Raw genomic sequence first — 21,473 nt, forward strand, 5'->3', positions numbered from 1 at the left:
TAAAGCAAAGAAAAAAGACCCGCAACCGCGGGTCTTGGGATTATAATCGGAATTCCATCTGCACCATCATCCCGTTCTCGTGGAACGAGAAGGTCAGATCGTACAGCTGATAGTCGGACAGCTCCGGCTGCTCTTCGCGCACCACCTGCACCTCTTGGCGCAGATTGTTCATCAGTTCTTCAATGCGCAGTTCCTCACTGCCAGACCCATTCACGACAAAGCGTTTAATAAATCGACGGCGCTCTTTTGTCATCGTTTCCAAACAGATCCCCTCCGCCCTTTTAAGGTGTGTATCTAAGGTGTATGGGGACTTTTGTTGAAATATGACAAAGAACGCCGCGTGCTAGATATGCGATTCGATCAAGGCTAAATCAAAGCTAGATCAAGGCGCGGCGCGTGTGCACTTCGACGCCTTTCGGAGCGTGTACGACAACGCTGGTGTAATGCATGCCGCGCACGGTGATCCAGCCGAGGCCGGAGATCACGATGTCCTGCGGATGGCCGGACTTCAGCGTGATGCGGTGCGGCACCAGGCTGCGCAGCGTATCCGGGCAGTCCTCGCACGGCGGTAAGAGCAGTGTGCCGAGGTGGTTGGCGTACAGCTCGTCCGCCCGCTCCAGCTTCGTGCGGTGCACGTTGAGCTGGTTGGCCGCATAGACGGAGAAGCCCTGCTTCGGCCCTTCCACGTAGTCAAAGCGCGCAAGACCGCCGAGGAACAAGGTCTGCTGGTCGTTCAGCTGGTACGTCTTCGGGTTTATGTAACCGTCCGGCGTGATGTCACGCAGGGATTTCGCGCAGACCAGGTCGGTCAGCCGGTGTTTGGTCATGATCCCCGGCGTGTCGATCAGGTCGCCGCTGTGCTCCGGCAGATCCATGCGGATCGTGGAGAGCGTGGTGCCCGGATAGCGCGAGGTGGTGATCTCCGCGCCTTCCTCATGGCCGTAGAGGTTGAGCAGGCCGTTGATCAAGGTCGATTTGCCAACGTTGGCGGTGCCGACGACATAGACGTCTTTGTTGCCGATGCGGGCGTCGATCGCTTCTTTGACAAAATCGATGTTGATCCGCTTTTTCGCCGAGATCAGGATGATGTCGTCGACGCGGACGCCTTGTTTCTCGACCTCTTTTTTCAGCCAGAACTCGACCCGTTCGAAATTGGTCACTTTCGGCAGCAGGTCTGCTTTGTTAGCGACGAGGATGATCGGGTTCTTGCCTACGTATTTGTTGATCTCTTTGACCCACGAACCGGCGAAGTCGAACAGGTCGACCACTTTGACGACCAGCGCCGGACGCTTGCCGATGTCGCGGAGAATTTTTTGAAACCCTTCGTTGTCGAGGGTGACCGGCGCCACATCGCTGTAGTGTTTGATGCGGTAACAGCGCTGGCAGACCGGATATTCCCGTTCGACCACCGAGTTGAGCGGCGCGTAACCCGGCTGGTCTTTTTCCTCGGTCTGGATGTTAATGCCGCAGCCGGTGCAAGTCAGATCAAATTCGGACATTCGTTGTTCACTCCCAAGGAATCATTCCGCGGCGGCGCAGGATCGCAAACGCGACGCGTTCCATCGCCCGCAGCACTTTGGTGCCGATCCATTCTTTGTCGGCCACCGGCATGACGAGGATCGTATACATGTTCATGCGGTTGCCGCCAAGCACGTCGGTAAACAGCTGGTCGCCGATGACGACCGTCTCTTCGCGCTTGGTGCCGAGCACCTCCAAGGCGCGCACGAACGGAGAGCGCTTCGGCTTGCGGGCGCGGCCGATGAACGGGATGTTCAGCGGTGCGGAGAACTGCTCGACGCGGTGGTTATTGTTGTTGGAGACGACGCAGACTTTGATGCCGCGGGTGTCGCGCACATGATCGAGCCATTCGATCAGCTTCGGCGTCGCGTCCGGCTCATCCCAGCGCACCAGCGTGTTGTCCAGGTCGGTGATGATGCCTTTGACCCCGCGCTTTTGCAATTCATCAAGGTCAATGTGAAAAACCGACTCTACATAGAGATCGGGAATCAGTTGTTTTAACATTCTTGTTTTCACCTCAAAAGGGAATCCCGTTGTAGTAGCATTCCATCCACCTGTAGAGAATATCACACAAGAGAAGATTCTGCCAATAAATCGCCGCACGCGAAAAAGCCTCTGCTCCCGGCTCGAGGGAAGGACAGAGGCTTTTTCGTTTGTTTCTTTACTGTTGTATTGTTTGTATTAGACAAAAGAACAATGAAATCCTTTTCGACATGAATGGTAATTTTTTGCCGAATTATCTTGGATTGGCAATGTGTTTCTTTAGCCAATTGACGGTTTCTTCCAGCATGCCAAGTGTGATGAAATGGTCGAGACGCGCCGAAGTTTCGAAGTGCAACAGCTCCGGCTGCTCAGCGTAATAAGGCTTCAGCGCGGCGTGCAGCGTTTCTCCGACCGGCAGCGGCACCTGCGTGTCGGCGTCGCCGTGCAGGAACAACACCGGACGCGGGGCGATCTGTTCAGCAAACCGCACCGGGTCCAATTCCCGCAGCGGCTGCAGCTCCGCATCGGTCGCTGCCGAGCGTCCGTCAACCTTGCGCCACATCACTTCGGCAAATTCATAGGCGGACGCGCCGTTGATCGTGACCAGCGCCGCCGCCTCGCTATGGGCAAACAAACCGCTGGCGATCCCGCCGCCCAGCGAATGGCCGACGATGCCAAGCCGCTTCGGATCGACCATACCGCTCGCAGTCAGTTCCCCGATCAGCTCTTTCCCTTCGTGAACGCCTTTGCAGATCACTTCCCAGAAGCGGGCGAATCCTTCCGGCGAATAATAGTTCGCCAGCGCGCCGCGCTCCCCGTGCAGCGGAATCTCCGGCACGATCACCTGAAATCCAAACTGGGACAGCATCGTCCCGAAAAAGCGGTAGTGTTCCACCGTTCCGCCCCAGCCGTGATACAGCAAGACGGTCGGAAGCTTGGTTTCAGTTCCCTCCGGCGTGAAGTGTAACACCGGGATGCCTGCGATGGTGCGAGTGTCTGCCGTCATGTTAGTCCCTCCAATTGGTAAAACGACCGTCCACAGGACGGCCGTTCGAGATATACGATATAAGATTAGATGTAGGAACGAGCACCGAGATAACGTGCGCCCCAGTAGCCGCCGTTGAGCGTATCTACTTTGACGCCGTGCGAAGAGGTAGCGGAGACGAATTGGCCATTGCCGATGAAAATGCCAACATGAGTTGCGCCCGGACCGTAGGTGGAGAAGAAGACGAGGTCGCCCGGCTGCGGCGCTGCTGTGGAGGTGCCGCCTGCGTACATGTCGGCGGCGATGCGCGGGACTTGCACGCCGTATTGCGCCATCACGTAGGTGACATAGCCGGAGCAGTCAAATCCGCTCGGGGTGTTGCCTGCCCATTGGTACGGAACGCCGACGTATTTCATCGCCGTGTCCACCACTTTCGGAGTGGCCGGACGAAGCTTGGCTGCTTGCGCTTCGATCAAAGGACCTGTCGTCGCGCCGACTTTGCCGTTTTGCTCCAGGCCATTGGCCGCTTGGAACTTCTTGACCGCCGTCGCGGTGATTTCGCCGTAGTAGCCGGTGTTCTCCGGGTAGCTGAAGAACCCGAGCAAGCGCAGATCCTGCTGGAGTTTCGTGACGTCAGCGCCGGAAGAACCGACCTGCAGCATCTGCGGTCCATACGGAGCAGGCGCTGCCAGCGCGTCCGTTACCGCAAGCGGTGACAAGGTGACGAGGGTTGCCAGCAACAGAGTTTGCACAAAACGCTTCATAAACATGTAGACCTCCCGTAAGGCCTCCGAGGTTAGTTGACGGGTTCGGGTCGAGAGCAACCCTCCGCCCGCAGGCGGTTCACCCCAAAAATCCAGAATCTCCCCCGTACTGAAAATGTTTCAGATTCGGCCAATTATCGACATGGAAAAGTCTATCATACAAATTGTCAGATTTCAATGCAATCACTAGATTTAAGTCGATTTGCATGTGCCAGAGTGTCCTTACACAGAATAAAAGGGACAGGTAAGCGAGGTGAACCGATGAATATTTTAGAGACGTTAGCAGGCATGTTGAAACATACGGTCGGTGAAGATCCGCCCGCTCCTTTGCACGTCGGCGAAGTGATGTACCTCTGGACCTATTTGGCGATGGTCGATGAAGTGGTCAGCTATCTGGATTCTGCCATGCACATGACAACCGATCAGGACCTGATCCAAAACATGCAAGATTGCAAATCGAACTGCCACGATCAGCACAATCGGCTGACAGCGTTTATGTTAAAGGAAGGCGTCCCGCTCCCGCCCACGTCTGAGGAGAAGCCGAAATCCAACCCCAATGCGGTGCCGCTTGGCGTCAAACTGACCGACGACGAGATCGCCAACGGTCTCGCCGCCAAGACGGCCGCTTCGATCATGACCTGCGCGGCCGGCATCACCACCTCCGTGCGCATCGATGTCGGCATCATGTGGACGACGTGTCAAGTGGAAAAGATGGAATACGGCTCAAAACTCCGCATGATGATGCAAAAGCGGGGCTGGCTGAAAGTCCCTCCCTACTACTATCCGCCCGGCATGCCGGAGCGGCGATAAAAAAAGCCGCGGCATTATGCCCGGCTTTTTTCGCAGTGGTCGTACAGCAGTCGTCCGATCTGGCCCATCAGATGGTGTGCGTCTTTGCGGTCGGTGATGTTTTTGCCAAAGACGGAGACGGCAAATGTGTGATGCGGAAAATAGAGCAGCCCCATGTCGTGGTCGGTGCCGTTCACCCAGCCGGTCTTGTGTGCGCATTCCCAGAGCTTGAGCTCCCCGACCGGGCCGTCTTGTTGCGGGAGCAGGCTGGGCAGGCCTTCGTTGTATTTCTGCTGTTTCATGATCTTGACCATCTCCGCGCAGGCGCGCCAGGAGACAACTTTGCCGTCGGCGATCAACTTCAGCAGGCGGGTCATGTCGCGCGGGGTGATCGTGTTGAAGTTTTCAATCTTAGCCGGAATGACTGAGATCTTGTTGTAAAAACCGCTCCCGGTCAGGCCCCATTCGGCCATGGCGTCTTGAATCGCCTGGGTGCCGATGCGGTCGATCAGGATGTTGGTCGCCGTGTTGTCGCTGTCGATGATCATCAGCATCGTGTAGTCGTAGATCGACAGTTCGAGGCCGGGGCTGAGATTTTGCAGGAGCCCGGAGCCGGTGACCATGTCTTCGGCGCGCAAGGCGATCTTTTCTTCAAAGCTCAACTTGCCTTTAAACGCCTGATCGAACACGGCCGCCATGATCGGGACTTTGATGATGCTTGCGGCGTAAAACCATTCGTCCGCCTGGTAGGAAAACTCGCTTTGCGATTCCAGATGATAGATCGACACCCCGTAGGTGCCGCGCGCTGCTTCGATCAAATTTTGCAAAGCGGGTATGAGTTCTGCCAACATGTCAGTTGCTCCTCTCGTTCTTGCTTGCGTTCTTGCTTACGTTCTTCGCTCTCCTACTCTTTTTCTGCAATCATCCAACCTATCCCTGCTCCTATCGTTTATACTGATAGAAACGGAGGTGTTTGTTAATGGACGTTTCCAGTGTGCAACAGGCGGTCAACCTCTGGGCGTTGAAACAGGCGATGTCAATGGGGCAATCCCAAGCAACCGCGCCGGCTCAGCTGCAGATCGTCAACCAGTTGGCTTCGCTTGACCCGATGCGCGGGCAATCGGTCGACATCCGGATTTAATTTTTGAAAAAAAGCCTGCTGCTCATCTTGAGCAGCAGGCTTTTTTTATTGGAGCAAGTCGTCGCCCGGCTGGAGCAGGGGCGGGTTGATCTGCACGGTGTTGGGATATTTCAGGCCGGCGCCGGTGTTCAGCATGAGCACTTTTTCCTCCGCTTTCAGCCAGCCCTGCCTTTTCAGCTGTTCGACCGCCGCATACAAGGATGCGCCTTCCGGGCAGATGAACGCGCCGTCGAGGTTGGCCAGCGTCTGCTGGGCGCGCAAGGTGTCTGCGTCGTCGATGGCGATCGCACAGCCGTTGGTGCTGTAGACCGCTTCGAGGACGAGAAAGTCGCCCAGCGCTTTCGGCACGTTGACGCCAAAGGCGATCGTCTCGGAGTCCGGCCAGAACTCCGATTCTTTTTTGCCTTCCTGCCAGGCTTTGACGATCGGTGCGCAGCCGCTGGCCTGCACGGAGACGAGGCGCGGCATCTTGTCGCCGATCCAGCCCATCTCCTGCAGTTCGAGGAGCGCTTTGTAAATGGCGATCAGGCCAACGCCGCCGCCGGTCGGGTAGAGGATCACGTCCGGCACGTCCCAGTTAAACTGCTCGGCGATCTCGTAGCCCATCGTCTTTTTGCCTTCGATGCGGTACGGCTCTTTCAAGGTCGACGCGTCATACCAGCCGTTTTCCGCGACCGCCTTGCCGACGATTTTGCCCGCATCGGAGATCACGCCATTGACGAGGAAAAGATCCGCGCCGGAGATCGCCGTTTCGTTGCGGGTGATCGTCGGCGCGTTTTCCGGCATCACGATGTAAGACTGGATGCCGGCCCGGGCCGCGTACAGCGCCCACGCGCCGCCTGCGTTGCCGTTCGTCGGCATGCCAAGCGTCTTCACGCCGACTTCCAATGCCTTCGAAACGCCAACCGCAGCGCCGCGCGCCTTGAAGGTGCCGGTCGGCAGGATGCCTTCGTCTTTGATATACAAGTTCGGCACACCCGCTTGAGCTCCCGAGCGGGGTGCGGTATAGATCGGCGTCATGCCTTCGCCAAAGGAGACGATGTTTTGCTCTTCGCGCACCGGCAAAAGTTCTTTGTAGCGCCAGAGGCTGGCCGGGCGGGTGAGCAGGTCTTCTTTTTTCAAGTGGGCGGCTGCCGCTTGCAGGTCATAGCGGACGAGCAGCGGTGCGGCGCATTCCCGGCAGAGCTGCTGGAGCGTGTCTGCATCATGGACAGTGCCGCATTTGGAGCATTCCAGATGGGTCATGTAACTGTTCGTCGTCATTCAAAACTCCCCCTTACCAATACCCTTATTGTAAAACAAGAAAACCCAGTAGGATATACTGGGTTTTCTTTGTTTGCTTATTTTCTCGTTTGCTTATTTTTTTCGCGTGCGCTCGCGGCGCTTGATGACCGTTTCTTCCACCACGACTTTCTCGGCGGCGTCGACAGCCTGCGCGAGTTCGGCGATGGTGGTTTTTTCAAAGAGGTCGCGCAGGTTCAGGCTGACCTGGAAATCGGTCTGCACACGGGACACCAGCTGCGTGGCGAGCAGCGAATGTCCGCCGAGATGGAAGAAGTTGTCGTGCACAGAGATCTTGTCGAGCTTGAGCAGCTCCGACCAGATCTGCACGAGTTGTTCTTCTGTCGGCGTGGACGGTGCGACATACTCCGCTTCGCGCTGCCCGCGCTCCGGCATCGGCAGGGCTTTGCGGTCGACTTTGCCGTTCGGAGACAACGGCAGTTGGTCGAGCTGCAGGTAGTAGCCCGGCACCATGTGGCCCGGCAGACGCTCTTTGAGGTAGCGGCGCAGTTCGGCGGCCGTCACATCGTCGCCGGTGAAGTACGCGGCGAGGTCGTTCTCCCAGACGCTGACCACGGAGCGGGTGACAGACGGATGGTCGTTCAGCACCGCTTCGATCTCGCTCAGCTCGATGCGGAAGCCGCGCAGCTTGACCTGATGGTCGAGGCGGCCGAGGTATTGCACGATGCGGTCGGGCAGCCAGCGCGCCAGGTCGCCGGTGCGGTAGAGGCGCTCACCCGGCACAAAGGGGCTCTGCAGGAAGCTCTCTTGGGTCGCATCCGGGCGGTTGTAGTACCCGCGTCCCACGCCGGAGCCGCCGATGTACAGTTCTCCGGCGATGCCGATCGGCACCGGCTTCATGTTGCGGTCGAGGATGTACATCCGCGTGTTGTCGATCGGGCGGCCGATCGGCACGATGCCTGACCAGCGCGGATCGTACTCGCCGTGTTTGGCTTCGAAGTTGGAGGAGTCGATCGTCGTCTCGGTGATGCCGTAGCAGTTGGCGATGCGGATGCGGTCGCCAAAGCGTTCGAGCAGCGTGAGATAATCGGCCGACGCAAACGCATCGGAGCCGACGAGCACCAGTTTCAGGTCGCCCAGCGGCAGTTGGTTCTGCCAGATGTGCTCCATCAGCGGCACGACCAGGCCCGGCGTCGCGTTGAGCAGGTCGACATGTTCCTCCTGGATCACTCGGTACAAGCCGTCGAGATCCAGTCGGGTCTCATTCGGGCAGATCACCAGCGCACCGCCGGTCAGCAGCGAGAGGATCATGTCACAGACGAAGACGTCAAACGACATCGACGCCACCTGCAGGCTGCGCGGGTTGAACGCTTCCATGCCGAACTGTCCGAACCAGCTCTCACTGACGGTGTGCAGCGTATCGTGCTGGATCATCACGCCTTTAGGCACGCCGGTCGTGCCGGACGTGAAGATGATGTAGGCGAGGTTGTGCGGCTGCACGCTGCTCGGCGGGCAATCTGCCGGCTCGGCTGCGATCTCGCCAGCCACATCTGCGATCGGCAGGACGCGGGCATGAGTCTCCCACTCCATATCCTGATCGGTGAGCAAGAGCGGCGGGGTGCAGACGCCAAGCATCGTGGCGATGCGCTCCGGCGGATAGGTCGGGTCGATCGGCACGTAAGCGCCGCCCGCTTTCAGCACGGCGAGGACCGATGTGACCATCCACGAGGTGCGTTCCAGGCAGAGCGCAACCAAGGATTCCGGGCCAACGCCCTGCTTCTGCAGGTAATGCGCCAGTCTGTTGGCGCGCTCGTCGAGTTCGCGGTAGGTCAGGCGCTCGCTTGACGTGATCACCGCTTCTGCGTCCGGCGTGCGGGCCGCTTGTTCAGCAAAGAGCTGATGGAAGCATTTCAGTTCGGCCGGCGGCGCTTTGATTTCTGTCCACTCGTGGAGCAATTGCTGCTCCTCGGCTGCCGTGATCATCTGCAGATCGGTCAGTCTGGCGTCCGGACGGGCCACGATGTCGCTGAGCAGGGCTTCCAGATGCCCGGCCATGCGTTCGATGGTGTCGGCGGCGAACAGATCGGTGTTGTACTCGAGCATCGCCGTCAAGCCGTCTTGAGTTTCGATCATCGTCAAGCTCAGTTCGAACTTCGCCGTCGCGCTGTCGATCGGCTCCGGCGTCAGGCGCAGGCCCTGTGCCTCCAGCGTGCCGCGCGGCGCGTTTTGCAGCGTGAACATCGCCTGGAACAGCGGCGAGTAGTTCATGTTGCGCTCCGGCTGCAGCTCTTCGACCAGCTTCTCGAACGGAACTTCCTGATGCGCATACGCTTCCAGCGCCGTCTGACGGACGCGGGCGAGCAGGCTGCGGAAGCTCGGCATGCCGCTCAAGTTGGTGCGCAGCACCAAGGTGTTAACGAAAAATCCGATCAGCGGTTCGACTTCTTCCCGGCCCCGCACAGAGATCGGCGAGCCGACGAGGATGTCTTCCTGGCCGGTGTAACGGTGCAGCAAGGTGTTAAACGCGGTGAGCAGCGTCATGTACAGCGTCGCGCCTTCCTGACGGCTGAGCAGGCTCAGCTGCTCCGACAAGGATTGGCTCAAGGAGAAGGAGATGCTCGCGCCGTTGTTGGTCAGCACCGCCGGGCGCGGATAGTCGGTCGGCAGCTGCAGGACGGCACGGTCGCCGCCGAGCTGCTGTTTCCAGTATCCAAGCTCCTGTTGCATGTACTCCCCTTGCAGGCGTTCGCGCTGCCATGCCGAGTAGTCGGCATACTGGATCGGCAGTTCCATCGGGAACGGCGTTTTGCCTGCCGCATAGTCGCGGTAGAAAGCTGCCATCTCGTCGATCAGGATGCTCATCGACCACTCGTCGGTGATGATGTGGTGCAAGGTGACGAGGAGCAGATGATCTTCCGCGTCGATGCGCAGCAGCTTCACGCGCAAGAGCGGGCCATGGAGCAGATCGAACGGCGCTTGGGCCTCTTCCTGCGCCGCTTGGCGGGCTGCTTCAACGCTTGCAACTTCCAGCACCGGAAGCGTAATGGCAAGCGATTCTACGATCACCTGCTGGGGCTGGCCCTGTGCGTTGTGGAACGTTGTGCGCAGCGCTTCGTGACGCTGGACCAGCGCCTGGAAGCTCTGCAGGAGCGCGTCTTCATCAAGCGTCCCTTGCAGGCGCAAGGCGACCGGAATGTTGTACGACGAAGTGCCCGGCTCCAACTGGTCGAGGAACCAGAGGCGCTCCTGCGCAAACGACAGCGGCAGATGCCCGTCGCGCGCCACCGGCAGGATCGGAGCCAGCTCCGGCGCCCCGCTGACGCTCACGCCTCCCTCGATCAGTTTGGCGAGTCCGGCGATCGTCGGCGTTTCGAACAGCGCACGCAGCGGCAGTCGCACGTCAAACTGCTGATTGATGCGCGAGATGGCGCGGGTCGCCAGCAGCGAGTGGCCGCCAAGCTCAAAGAAGTCATCCTGCACCCCGATCTTCTCAAACCCAAAGACACTTTGGAAAATCTGCGTCAGTTCTGTTTCCAGCGGCGTGCGCGGCGCGAGGAAGGCCGGCTGGACATCCTGCTGACGCGGCTGTGCTTGCGGCAGATGGATCAGACGCTTCGAGAACAGGCGGTCCGCTTCGCCGCCGGTGAACGGATGCAGGTGGGTGATTTTCGCGTGCGGCGCTTCGACGATGTGCTCGAGCAGAAGCTGGAAGTGCTCCGCCATGCGGACGATCGTCGCTTCGTCGAACAGCTCGGAGCTGTATTCGAACTCGGCGCGCAGACCGTCTTCGCCGTCCGCCATGAGCAGTTGCAGGTCGAACTGGGCCGTTTTCTTTTCGACGCCAAGACGGGTCAGCTTGAGGCCGGCCGCTTCCATCGACATGCCCGGCATCTGCAAGCTTTGCTTGCCGCCCCGGTTCGGATTTTGCAAGGTGAACATGGTCTGGAAGATCGGCGTGTGGCTGAGGCTGCGCTTCGGGGCCAGCTTCTCGACCAGCTTTTCAAACGGCACGTCCGGGTTGGCATAGGCGTCGAGCGCCATGCTGCGCACGCGCTGCAACAGTTCGCGGAAGGTCAGCTCCGAGTTGATCTCGGTGCGCATGACCAGCGTGTTGACGAAGAAGCCGATCAGCTCTTCCAGTTCTTTTTTCTGACGGTTGGCGATCGGCGAGCCGACAAGGATGTCGGTCTGCCCCGAGTACAGGTGCAACAGCGTCTTGTACGCCGTGAGCAGCATCATGTACATCGTTGTGCCTTCCTGCTGGCAGAAGCGGTGCAGCTTGTGCGTCAACTCCATCGGCAGGTGCAGCGAGTGGTGGCTGCCTTCGTAAGTCCGATCTTGCGGACGCGGGCGGTCGGAAGGCAACTGCAGCACAGGCAGATCGCCTTTGAGCTGCTCTTGCCAGTACGCCAGCTGCGCCTGCAGGCTCTCCCCGGCCAGCCAGTCGCGGTGCCAGACCGCGTAGTCGGAGAATTGCAGGACCGGCTCTGGCAGGTCGAGCTCTTCCCCTTGCGTGATCGCTTCGTAATGCATCTGCAGCTCTTGGAAGAAGACGCCCATCGACCAGGCATCGGTGATGATGTGGTGGAAGACCGGAGCCGCCACATAGTCGTCGTCGCTGATTTTGACCAATTTCAAGTGCACGAGCAGGTCGCGGCTCAAGTCGAACGGCGTGTTGGTCACCTCTTCGGCGATGCGCTCCGCTGCGGCGTAGCGCTCTTCCTGCGGCAGATGGGTCAGGTCGACCAGATTCAGGTGATACGTAAACTCGTCGGCCGGCTTGATCTGCTGCACCGCCTGTCCGTCGCGGTCGACGAAGTTCGAACGCAGGATGTCATGGCGGCGGAACATCGTCTGCAGGCTTTTTTCAACGGCAGCGAGGTCGAGCGTGCCTTGGATGCGCAGGATCTCCGGCACGTTGTGCGCCACCGTGTCCGGCTCCAGCTGTTCGAGGAACCAGAGGCGCTGCTGCGAGTAGGATGCTTCACGCTCACGTTCGCGGGAGCCCGGCAGCACCGGCGCGAGTTCGGCCGGCTGGCCTTCCGTTTGATTTTGCAACAGGCGCGCCATGTCGCGGATCGTCGGCTTGTTAAACACGTCGCGCAAGGTGATCGTCATGCCCAGATCGGAAATGATCCGCGAGACGAGCTGCGTCGCCAGAAGCGAGTGGCCGCCGCGGGCAAAGAAGTCATCGTTGACGCCGACTTTGTCGGTGCGCAGGACTTCGCTCCAGATCGTGGTCAAGGCGAACTCAAGCGTCGTGGACGGCGGGACGTACGCTTGCTCGGCGCTGATGCTCAGGCCGTCCGGCGCAGGCAATGCTTTGCGGTCGACTTTGCCGTTTGGCGTGAGCGGCATCGCTTCCAGATGCACAAACGCCGACGGCACCATGTAGTCGGGCAAGGTCTCACGCAGCAGTTCGCGCAAGAGCGCCGTCTGCGGTTCGTGGCCGTTTTCGGTGACCACGTAGGCGATCAGGTTGTTGTCGCGGGCGATGACGACCGCTTCGCGGATCGTCTCATGCTCGGCGAGGCGGGTTTCGATCTCGCCCAGCTCAATGCGGTAGCCGCGCAGCTTGACCTGGTGGTCGAGGCGGCCGAGGAACTTGACCGACCCGTCCGGGAGGTACGAGGCGAGGTCGCCCGTTTTGTAGAGCAGTCCTGTGCCAAACGGATTCTGAATGAAGCGCTCCGCCGTCAGTTCCGGGCGGCCGAGATAGCCGCGCGTGACGCCGGCGCCGCCGATGTGCAGCTCGCCGCCAACGCCGACCGGCACCGGTTGCAGTTGTTCATCCAGAATGTACAGCGTGTAGCCGGTGATCGGACGACCCAGCGGGATCGTCGTCAACGCTTCCGGCGCGGTCACTTCGTACACGGTAGCCCAGACGGTCGCTTCGGTCGGGCCGTACATGTTGAACAGGCGCGCGTCCGTCTCCTGTTTTAACAGACGGGCCAGCGCAAGCGGCATCGCTTCGCCGCCGAGCAGGATCTTTTGCAGACCGTGCAAAGCGTTGATGCCTTCTGCCGTCGCAGTGATCATGCCCATCAGCGACGGGGTGCACTGGAGCATCGTCGCGTTGTGGCGGACGAGTTGGTTTTTCAGCGAATAGTCGCTGAACGACACGCCCGCTTCGATGACTTCCTGTTCGGTCATCAGCACAACTTTTGCGCCCCGGGTCAGCGTCCAGAACAGTTCCAGGACGGAGATGTCAAAGCCGATCGAGGTGACGGCGAGCATCGCGTCCCCTGCCCCGCAGCCGATCGTGCCGTCCATGCCGAGGAAGAAACGGTACGCGTTGCGGTGCTCGACCATGACGCCTTTCGGTTTGCCTGTGGAGCCGGAGGTATAGATGATGTAGGCGAGATGCTCCGGCTGGGTGTTGCTGGTCGGGTTCGGCAGTTCGCTTGCCGGTGTTTCTTCTGTAACGGTCAGCACTTGCGCTCCATGCGGCGGCAGTTGATCGGAGAGCGCGTCTTGGGTCAACAGCACTTTCGGCGCTGCGTCTTCGATCATGAACGCCAGCCGGTCCTGCGGATAGCTCGGGTCGAGCGGCAGGTAACCGCCGCCTGCCTTGTGCACGGCAAGCAGAGCGGTGATCATTTCCAGCGAACGCTCCATATAGATGCCGACGAGATCATCCGATCCGACGCCCATTGCCTGCAGGCGGGCGGCGACATGGTTGGCGCGGTTGTTCAGTTCGCGGAAGGAAAGTTCGCGATCTTCAAAAACAAGCGCGGTCGCATCCGGCGTGCGCTCCACCTGCGCTTCGAAGAGCTGGTGGATGCAGAGTTCCGGTCCTTCTGCCGCTCCTGTGTCGTTCCAGTCGCGAAGCATCTTTTGCTGCTCCGCTTCGCCCAGCAGCGGCAAGGCGGCAAGTGTCTGCTCCGGATTCGCGGCGATGCCTGCGAGCAGGGTCTGGAAGTGGTCGATCATGCGGGTGATCGTTTCGGCATCAAAGAGATCGGTGTTGTACTCCCACTCGCCGTAAAGACCTTTTTCCGTCTCGCGCATGGTCAAGGTGATGTCAAATTTCGCCGTGCCCGCATTCAACTCTTTCGATTCCAGGGTCAAGCCCGGCATGCTCAGCGCGAGCGGCGCATTCAGCATGTTGAACATCGCCTGGAACAGCGGCGAGTAGGCGGTGTTGCGCTCCGGCTGGAGCTCTTCGACCAATTTTTCAAACGGCAGTTCGCTGTGCGCCATCGCGTCGAGGGTGGTCTGACGCACGTTTTGCAGGAACTCGCGGAACGTCGTTTGCCCTTCGGCCTGGCTGCGCAGCACAAGCGTGTTGATGAAGACGCCGATCAGCTCTTCGACTTCGCGCTGGTTGCGGTTGGCGACCGGCGAGCCGATCAGGATGTCGGTCTGCCCCGTATAGCGGGCGAGCATTGTTTTGTACGCGGCGAGCAGCGTCATGAAGAGCGTGGTGCCTTCTTGCTTGCTCAGGTCTTGCAGCGCGGACGTCAGCTCTTCGGAGACATAGAACGACTCGGTCGCGCCGGTGAACGTCTGGTTGACCGGACGCGGACGGTCGGTCGGCAGGGCGAGCGGTTCGATCGAGCCGCTGAGCTGCTCCGTCCAGTACGCCAGATGATCATCGAGCGCCGCCTGCTGCTCGGGCGTCTTTTGCCAATGCGCGAAGTCGCTGTATTGGATGGCGAGTTCGGCGAGCGGCGAAGTCTGTCCTTGGGAGAACGCGGCGTAAAGCGCGGCGATCTCGCGGATCAGCACGCCCAGCGACCAGCCGTCGGCGATGATGTGATGGATGATCAGCACCAGCACATGGCGGTCTTCCGCCGTGCGGATCGCCGTGGCACGCAGGAGCGGGCCTTGCTGCAGGTCGAACGGCTGGCGGGCCAGATCGAATGCGAGCTGGTTCTCAGCCGCTGTGATTTCAGATGCGGCGAGGCCGGTCAGATCTTCGAGGCCAACTTCGATCGTCAGCTCGGACGTGAATTCGACGACCGGCTTGCCTCCTGCCGTCTTGAAGGTGGTGCGCAACGTCTCGTGACGGGAGATGACTTCGTTGATGCAGCGGGCCAAGACAGTCAGGTCGAGCTGCCCGTTCATCTCCACGGCGAGCGGGATGTTGTACGCGGCACCGCCCGGTTCGAGCTGTTCCATCACCCAGATGCGCTCTTGGGCGAACGTCAGCGGCACTGCGCCTTCAGGACGGCGCGGGATCTGCAGTTCGGCAGGCACGGTGGCGGCAGCAGTTCCGCTGATCACGCCGCCTTTGGCTTGGACGGCGGCGGCGAGTTCGGCTGCCGTTTCCGCTTCGAACAGCGTGCGCAGCGGCACATCGACGCCAAACACGCTGCGCAGGCGCGAGACGAGCTGCGTGCCGAGCAGGGAGTTGCCGCCGAGCTGGAAGAAGCTGTCGTGGATGCCGACGCCTTCGATGCCGAGCAGGTGCTGGTAGATCGCGATGACCGCTCGTTCAAAATCGTTTGTCGCTTCAACGTACGCGGTCGCCAGCTGCGGACGGGCGTGGACCGCTTGGCTGGTCTGATTTTGTTGAACAGCCGTTTCACCGCTCTGGTGCAGCGCGGGTTGAGCTGTCGGCGCGGCGGCATGCTGCGGCTTGGCGTCGATCCAGTAGCGTTTGCGCTCAAACGGATAGGTCGGGAGCGGCAGGCGCAGGCGCTTTTCATGCGCATACAGGCCTTGCCAGTCGAGCTGGACGCCGGAGAGCCAGAGCTGACCGGCGGTGCCGAGCAGGAACTGCAGGTCGCTGCGCTTTTCGTAAGACGGGCGCAAGGTCGGCAGCACGAGGCGGTCGGCCAGTTGCTGGAGGGCAAACGAGGTCAGAGTCTGACCGGGGCCGATCTCCAGCAGCACCAGGTTCGGGTCTTGGCGCAGTTCGTTGATGCCGTCAGCAAAGCGCACCGTCTGGCACATGTGGCGCGCCCAGTAGGACGGATCGGTCGCTTCTTCTGCCGTGATCCAGGTGCCGGTGACGTTAGAGACGAACGGCGTGTGCGGCGCTTGCGGCGCAAAGCTTGCGACCAGTTCGGTAAATTCTCCGGCGATCGGCGACAGCATCTGCGAGTGGAACGCATGGGACGATTGCACGCGCAGGCAGGCGATCTGGCGTCCAAGCAAAGTCTGTTCCAGTTCGGCGATCGCTTCGGTCGGGCCGGAGACGACGCAGTGGTTCGGCGTGTTGATCGTCGCCAAGGACAAGGAGTCGCCAAGCATTGGTTCGATATCGGCCGGGCTCAGCGGCACGGCGAGCATCGAGCCGTTCGGAAGCGCTTGGATCAGCTTGGCGCGCTTGGCGACGAGGGTCAGCGCGTCTTCCAGCGAGAAGACGCCGGCGACACAGGCTGCCACGTATTCGCCCAGAGAGTAGCCGATCAGGGACTGCGGACGGATGCCCCACTCTTGCAGGAGTTGGGTCAAGGCATACTCGATCACGAAGAGCGCCGGGTGGGCGTACTCGGTGCGGTTGAGCTTGTCCGCCTGCGGGTTGGACTCACTGTCGCGGCGCAACATTTTGCGCAGGTCGAACGCCGGTGCGCTGTCAGCCGTTGCCAACTTGTCGGAATCGCTGTTCGTCTGCGCGGTTTCAGGGTACAAGATGTCGCGCAAGTCTAAGCCCAAGTGCGGTTTTAACAGCTCACTGCACTCGTCGACAATCTTCTTAAAAGTCGGCTCCGACTTATACAGCTCTGCCGCCATGTTCACATAGTGGTCGCCAGTGCCTGCAAAGAGGAACGCGACCGGACGGGCCGGCGCCTTCGGATTGCGGTAGCCGTTCAGGAGACGGCGCGGATGGAGCGTGTCGAGCACCTCCAGCGCATCTTCACGCCCGCTGACAACGATGGCGCGGCGGTGCTCAAACGCACGGCGGCCGGCCTGCATGGTGTAGATCACATCTGCAAAATTCTGCTCAGGGTGCTGCAGCAAATGCGCCTTCAGGTTGGCGGTCGCAGCTTCCAAGGCACCTTCCGTCTTCGCGGACAGCACCAGCAGGTGCGCGGCACGGCCGGACGGGTCGCTCACTTGCAGCGGCGCTTCTTCCAGCACAGCATGGGCGTTGTTGCCGCCCAGACCAAACGAAGACACGCCCGCGCGGCGCGGCTCTTCCCCGCGGCTCCATTCGCGGAGCTCGGCGTTGACGAAGAACGGGGTACGCTCCCAGTCGATCTTCGGGTTGGGCGTCTCAAAATGCAGGCTCGGCGGCAGCGCTTCATTGTACAAAGACAACACCGTTTTGATAAAACCAGCCGCACCTGCCCCCGCATCGAGGTGGCCGATGTTGCTCTTCACCGAACCGATCGCGCAGTAGTTCGCCGCTTCGGTGTGCTTGCGGTAAGCCTGGGTCAGCGCGGTCATCTCGATCGGATCGCCGAGCGGCGTTGCCGTCCCGTGCGCTTCGATGTAAGAAACCGTCTCCGGATGCACATCTGCCATCGCCAAGGCTTCCGAGATGACGGCCGACTGGCCTTCCACGCTCGGCGCGGTATAGCCGACTTTTTGCGATCCGTCGTTGTTGACCGCCGAGCCTTTGACGACCGCCATGATGTGGTCGCCGTCGCGCAGCGCATCGTCGAGGCGCTTCAGCACCACAACGCCTGCCCCGCTGCCCGGCACCGTGCCTTGCGCGTTGGCATCAAACGCGCGGCAATGCCCGTCCGGCGACGAAATGCCGCCTTCGACGTGGAAATACCCGTTCTTCTGCGGCACCGCCACCGACACGCCGCCGGCCATCGCCATATCGCATTCGCCGTTCAGCAAGCTCTGGCAGGCCAGATGGATCGACACCAAAGCGGTCGAGCACGCGGTGGAAACGCCAAGCGAGGCCCCTTTCAGGTTCAGCTTGTACGCCACCCGTGCCGCCAGATGATCGGTCCCGTTGCCGATCAGCACCGGCAGTTGGCCGATCGAAGCGAGAATCTCCTTGTTTGGCATCAGGTTGAACAGCAGATAGTGGCTCAGCCCTGTGCCCGCATAGACGGAGATCGCCCCGTCATACGCTTCCGAGTCATACCCGGCCGTCTCCAAGGCCTCCCACGCCGTCTCCAAAAAGATGCGGTGCTGCGGGTCCATGATCTCCGCCTCGCGCGGGTTGATGCCAAAGAAATCCGCATCAAACCACTCGATGTCGTTGAGCACCCCGGCAGCTTTTACATAGTTGGGCGCCTGCAGCATCTGCGGGTCGTGCCCTTCCGCGATCAGCTCTTCATCGGTGAAATGCGTGATCGACTCCACGCCGTCGCGCAGGTTCTCCCAGAACTCCGCCACATCATTGGCGCCCGGAAAACGCCCGGCCACCCCGATGACGGCGATGTCGTTGCGCCCGGCGCTCCGTGCCGCCTTGCGTAGTTCGGCGCGGTCCGGCTGTGCCGAGTCCTGCTCGTTCTGCTGGCTGAGGAAGTCGGCCAGCATGCTCACCGTCGGATACTGGAACATCTGCACCACGGTGATGTCGAAGTCATACTCTTCCTGCAGGCGGCGATGCACCTGCATGATCAGCAGCGAATGCCCGCCGAGGTCAAAGAAGTTGTCATACAGCCCGACGCGCTCGACGCCCAGCACATCCTGCCAGATCGCCGCGATCTGCTGCTCCAGCTCGCTTTGCGGCTGCACATACTCCTGCTCGGGGCGTTTCTCCGCCTGCACGAGGTCGAGCAGCGCCTTGCGGTCGGCCTTGCCGTTTGGCGTGACCGGCAGTTCCGGCAAGAAGGTAAAGGTGTTCGGCACCATATACCCCGGCAGCTGTTCTTGCAAAAAGCGGCGCAGATCTTGTGCCGTCAACGACTCCTCAGCCACAACAAACGCAGCCAAGGTGTCGCCTTTGGCCATCACGACCGCCTCGCGCACGCTTTCCTGCTGGGCGAGCAGAGCTTCGATCTCGCCGAGCTCAATGCGGAACCCGCGAATTTTTACTTGGTGATCCAGACGGCCCAGATACTCGATCACGCCGTCCGACATGAAGCGCACCAAGTCGCCTGTTTTATAAAGCTTGCCTGCGCCAAACGGATTCTCAATAAACTTCTCCGCCGTCAGCTCCGGGCGGTTGTGATAGCCGCGCGCCAGTTGCACGCCGCCGATGTGCAGCTCGCCGGCCACACCGATCGGCACCGGACGCAAACCTGCATCCAGCACGTACAGCTGCGTGTTCGCCACCGGACGGCCGATCGGCACGGTCAGGCGGGTCGTGTCTTTTTCACAAGCCCAATACGAAACGTCGATCGACGCTTCGGTCGGCCCGTACAAGTTGTGCAGCTCCACATGCGGCAGGCGCGTGAAGGAGCGCTTTTGCAGATCGAACGGCAATGCTTCGCCGCTGCAGAAGATGCGGCGCAGCGAGGTGCAGGCTTCCAGCCCTTTTTCCTCAACAAAAATCTGGAACATCGACGGCACAAAATGCAGCGTGGTGATCCCCTGCTCCTTGATCAGATCGCGCAGGTAGGCGCTGTCTTTGTGCCCTTCCGGACGCGCCACCACCATCCGCGCGCCGAACAGGAGCGGCCAGAAGAACTCCCAGACCGATACGTCAAACGACATCGGCGTCTTTTGCAAAATGCGGTCTGCTGCGGTCAGGCCGTACTCTTCCTGCATCCACAGCAGGCGGTTGACGACGCCTTTGTGCGGGATCATCGCGCCTTTCGGTTTGCCTGTCGAGCCCGAGGTGTAGATCATATACGCCAAATGATCACGTGTGATCGCCACGCCCGGATTGGCTGTGCTCTCCTGCGACCAGTCTTCCGCATCGACGGAGATCAGCAAGGCGCCTTCGACCACCGGCAGCTCCCCGGCCAATTTTTGCTGGGTCAACACGACATTGACCTGCGAATCTTCCATCAGATAGGCCACGCGCTCCGCCGGCAGGGTCGGGTCGACCGGCACGTACGCCGCGCCCGCCTTCAACACCCCGTACAGCGACACGACCAACTCCAGCGACCGCTCCATGCAGACGCCAACAAACGTGTCCGGCTGCACACCAAGCTTGAGCAAGCGCGAAGCCAGTGCGTTGGCGCGCTCGTTCAGCTCGCGATAGGTCAGCGTCTCGTCTGCAAAGACCAGCGCGACCGCATCAGGCGTTTTGGCAGCCTGCTCTTCAAACAGCTGATGCAACAACAGATCTTGCTGCGGATACGGCAGCTCGGTCGAATTCCACATCTCGACGACCTGGAGCTTCTCCGCTCCGGTCATCAACGGCAAGTCGGCGATTTTTGTTGCCGGATCGGCCGCGATGCCTTCGAGCAGCACGGTGAAGTTCGCCGCCATTCGCTCGATCGTCTGCGCGTCGAACAGATCGGATTTATACTCCCAGATGCAGAGCAGGCCGTCCGCCTCTTCGACCATCTCGAGGAGCAGGTCAAATTTGACCCCCGGACTCTCCTGCTCCAAACGGGTCATCGTCAGGCCCGGCAAGGAAATTTCAGCCAAGGGCGTGTTCAAAGCAAACATCGTCTGGAACAGCGGAGTCGTGCTCATGTTGCGCTCCGGCTGCAGCTCTTTGACCAGCATCTCAAATGGTACTTTTTCATGAGTAAAGGCATCGAGTGCCGTCTGGCGCACTTGGGCCAGGAACTCGGCAAATGTTGGCGTGCCGGACAGATCGGCACGCAGGACGAGGTTGTTGACGAAGAAGCCGATCAGCCCTTCCACCTCTTCCAGATAGCGACCGGCTGTCGGCGAACCGACCAGAATATCCTCCTGCCCCGTATAGCGGTGTAAAAACACCTGATATGCGGCGAGCAAGGTCATAAAGAGCGTCGCGCGTTCCCCGCGCCCCGCTTCTTTGAGCTGTTCAGTCAGCTCTTTGGACAAACGCGTCTTCAGCGCCGCCCCTTTGTCGGTCGGCTGCGACGGGCGCGGACGGTCGGTCGGCAGTTGCAGCACCGACAAGTTGCCAGACAGCTTGTCCCGCCAGTAGGCGAGATCTCCATCCAAAAAGTCGCCTTGCAGCACTTCCTGCTGCCAGTCGGAGAACTCCGCATATTGAAATTCCAACTCGGGAAGCGGTGAAGCTTCTCCGTTCGCAAACGCTGTATAGAGCACCTTCAGTTCGTTGACCAGAATCGCTGTCGACCAGCCGTCCGAAATGATATGGTGCATCGTGATCAGGAGCACATGCTCCCGCTCATTCACTTTCAAAAGCGTGGTGCGCAACAGCGGCCCCGTCTGCAGATCGAACGGGCGCAACGCTTCCTCCGCCATCAGTTTCTCCGCTTCTGCACGGCGCGCCGTTTCCGGCAGTGCCTGCAGGTCGATCAGCGGAAGTTCCTGCTCGCGCTCGGCAAAGATCTTCTGCACCGGCTGCCCGTCTTCCAGGCCAAACACGGTACGCAGGGACTCGTGGCGGTTGACGATCTCGGCCAGCGTCCGCTCCAGCGCCTCCGCATTCAATTCGCCTTCCATCCGGAGCGCAGCCGAGATGTTATACGCCGGGCTCCCGGGCATCAGTTGATCCATAAACCACAGCCGTTGCTGTGAAAATGAAACAGGAAACACATAGAATTCTGCCATCTCGTCTCGCCTCTCTCCTCATCAGGTTAAAACAAAGCCTCATTGTGAGGTCTTATCTCTCTGAATT

At 60.3% G+C, this 21,473-nt stretch carries 10 protein-coding genes and 1 riboswitch; of the genes, 2 read left to right on the plus strand and 8 right to left on the minus strand.

From position 1 onward, the window contains the following. Window positions 1–40 precede the first annotated feature (40 nt). The 5 genes from CBW65_RS22885 to CBW65_RS22905 form a co-directional block, all read right to left on the minus strand. A complete protein-coding gene (locus CBW65_RS22885; protein ID WP_087458865.1) occupies window positions 41–262 on the minus strand; it encodes a hypothetical protein in 222 nt (73 codons plus the stop codon). A 115-nt stretch (window positions 263–377) separates the two neighbouring features. Then, window positions 378–1,499 carry a ribosome biogenesis GTPase YqeH gene (gene yqeH, locus CBW65_RS22890; protein WP_087458866.1) on the minus strand — a complete coding sequence of 374 codons (1,122 nt, stop codon included), beginning with the start codon at window positions 1,497–1,499 and terminating at the stop codon, window positions 378–380. Between the two features lie 7 nt (window positions 1,500–1,506). Next, the gene (locus CBW65_RS22895) at window positions 1,507–2,022 is read right to left on the minus strand and encodes a YqeG family HAD IIIA-type phosphatase (protein WP_087458867.1); all 516 of its coding nucleotides are present in this window, start codon (window positions 2,020–2,022) and stop codon (window positions 1,507–1,509) included. Between the two features lie 232 nt (window positions 2,023–2,254). After that, the gene (locus CBW65_RS22900) at window positions 2,255–3,007 is read right to left on the minus strand and encodes an alpha/beta fold hydrolase (protein ID WP_087458868.1); all 753 of its coding nucleotides are present in this window, start codon (window positions 3,005–3,007) and stop codon (window positions 2,255–2,257) included. A 65-nt stretch (window positions 3,008–3,072) separates the two neighbouring features. Beyond that, window positions 3,073–3,750 (minus strand): C40 family peptidase, encoded by a 678-nt coding sequence (locus CBW65_RS22905; protein WP_198299701.1) that lies wholly within the window; start codon window positions 3,748–3,750, stop codon window positions 3,073–3,075. Between the two features lie 7 nt (window positions 3,751–3,757). Then, a riboswitch (cyclic di-AMP (ydaO/yuaA leader) is annotated at window positions 3,758–3,892 on the minus strand. Between the two features lie 119 nt (window positions 3,893–4,011). On the opposite strand from CBW65_RS22905, the gene CBW65_RS22910 reads away from it, so the two are divergent. Beyond that, window positions 4,012–4,560, plus strand: coding sequence for a DUF3231 family protein (locus tag CBW65_RS22910; protein WP_087458870.1), 549 nt, complete (start codon window positions 4,012–4,014; stop codon window positions 4,558–4,560). 14 nt (window positions 4,561–4,574) lie between these two features. Here CBW65_RS22910 and CBW65_RS22915 read toward each other — a convergent pair whose 3' ends face one another. Then, window positions 4,575–5,390: a serine hydrolase gene (locus CBW65_RS22915; protein WP_087458871.1), complete on the minus strand. Its 816-nt coding sequence runs from the start codon at window positions 5,388–5,390 to the stop codon at window positions 4,575–4,577. A gap of 128 nt (window positions 5,391–5,518) precedes the next feature. Here CBW65_RS22915 and CBW65_RS24465 point away from each other — a divergent pair, with 128 nt between their 5' ends. After that, window positions 5,519–5,680 (plus strand): hypothetical protein, encoded by a 162-nt coding sequence (locus CBW65_RS24465; protein ID WP_157722142.1) that lies wholly within the window; start codon window positions 5,519–5,521, stop codon window positions 5,678–5,680. 45 nt (window positions 5,681–5,725) lie between these two features. On the opposite strand, the gene CBW65_RS22920 is transcribed toward CBW65_RS24465, so the two are convergent. Both CBW65_RS22920 and CBW65_RS22925 read right to left on the minus strand, forming a co-directional pair. Continuing rightward, a complete protein-coding gene (locus tag CBW65_RS22920; RefSeq protein WP_087458872.1) occupies window positions 5,726–6,943 on the minus strand; it encodes a threonine synthase in 1,218 nt (405 codons plus the stop codon). Between the two features lie 93 nt (window positions 6,944–7,036). Then, window positions 7,037–21,406 carry a hybrid non-ribosomal peptide synthetase/type I polyketide synthase gene (locus CBW65_RS22925; protein ID WP_087458873.1) on the minus strand — a complete coding sequence of 4,790 codons (14,370 nt, stop codon included), beginning with the start codon at window positions 21,404–21,406 and terminating at the stop codon, window positions 7,037–7,039. Window positions 21,407–21,473 lie beyond the last annotated feature (67 nt).

It is taken from the genome of Tumebacillus avium (assembly GCF_002162355.1).
Classification (GTDB): domain Bacteria; phylum Bacillota; class Bacilli; order Tumebacillales; family Tumebacillaceae; genus Tumebacillus_A; species Tumebacillus_A avium.

Coding starts and splice junctions, on each gene's coding strand:
- CBW65_RS24465 (WP_157722142.1), top strand. CDS start 5,519: ATGGACGTTTCCAGTGTGCAACAGGCGGTCAACCTCTGGGCGTTGAAA.
- CBW65_RS22915 (WP_087458871.1), bottom strand. CDS start 5,390: ATGTTGGCAGAACTCATACCCGCTTTGCAAAATTTGATCGAAGCAGCG.
- yqeH (WP_087458866.1), bottom strand. CDS start 1,499: ATGTCCGAATTTGATCTGACTTGCACCGGCTGCGGCATTAACATCCAG.
- CBW65_RS22925 (WP_087458873.1), bottom strand. CDS start 21,406: ATGGCAGAATTCTATGTGTTTCCTGTTTCATTTTCACAGCAACGGCTG.
- CBW65_RS22920 (WP_087458872.1), bottom strand. CDS start 6,943: ATGACGACGAACAGTTACATGACCCATCTGGAATGCTCCAAATGCGGC.
- CBW65_RS22895 (WP_087458867.1), bottom strand. CDS start 2,022: ATGTTAAAACAACTGATTCCCGATCTCTATGTAGAGTCGGTTTTTCAC.
- CBW65_RS22900 (WP_087458868.1), bottom strand. CDS start 3,007: ATGACGGCAGACACTCGCACCATCGCAGGCATCCCGGTGTTACACTTC.
- CBW65_RS22910 (WP_087458870.1), top strand. CDS start 4,012: ATGAATATTTTAGAGACGTTAGCAGGCATGTTGAAACATACGGTCGGT.
- CBW65_RS22905 (WP_198299701.1), bottom strand. CDS start 3,750: ATGAAGCGTTTTGTGCAAACTCTGTTGCTGGCAACCCTCGTCACCTTG.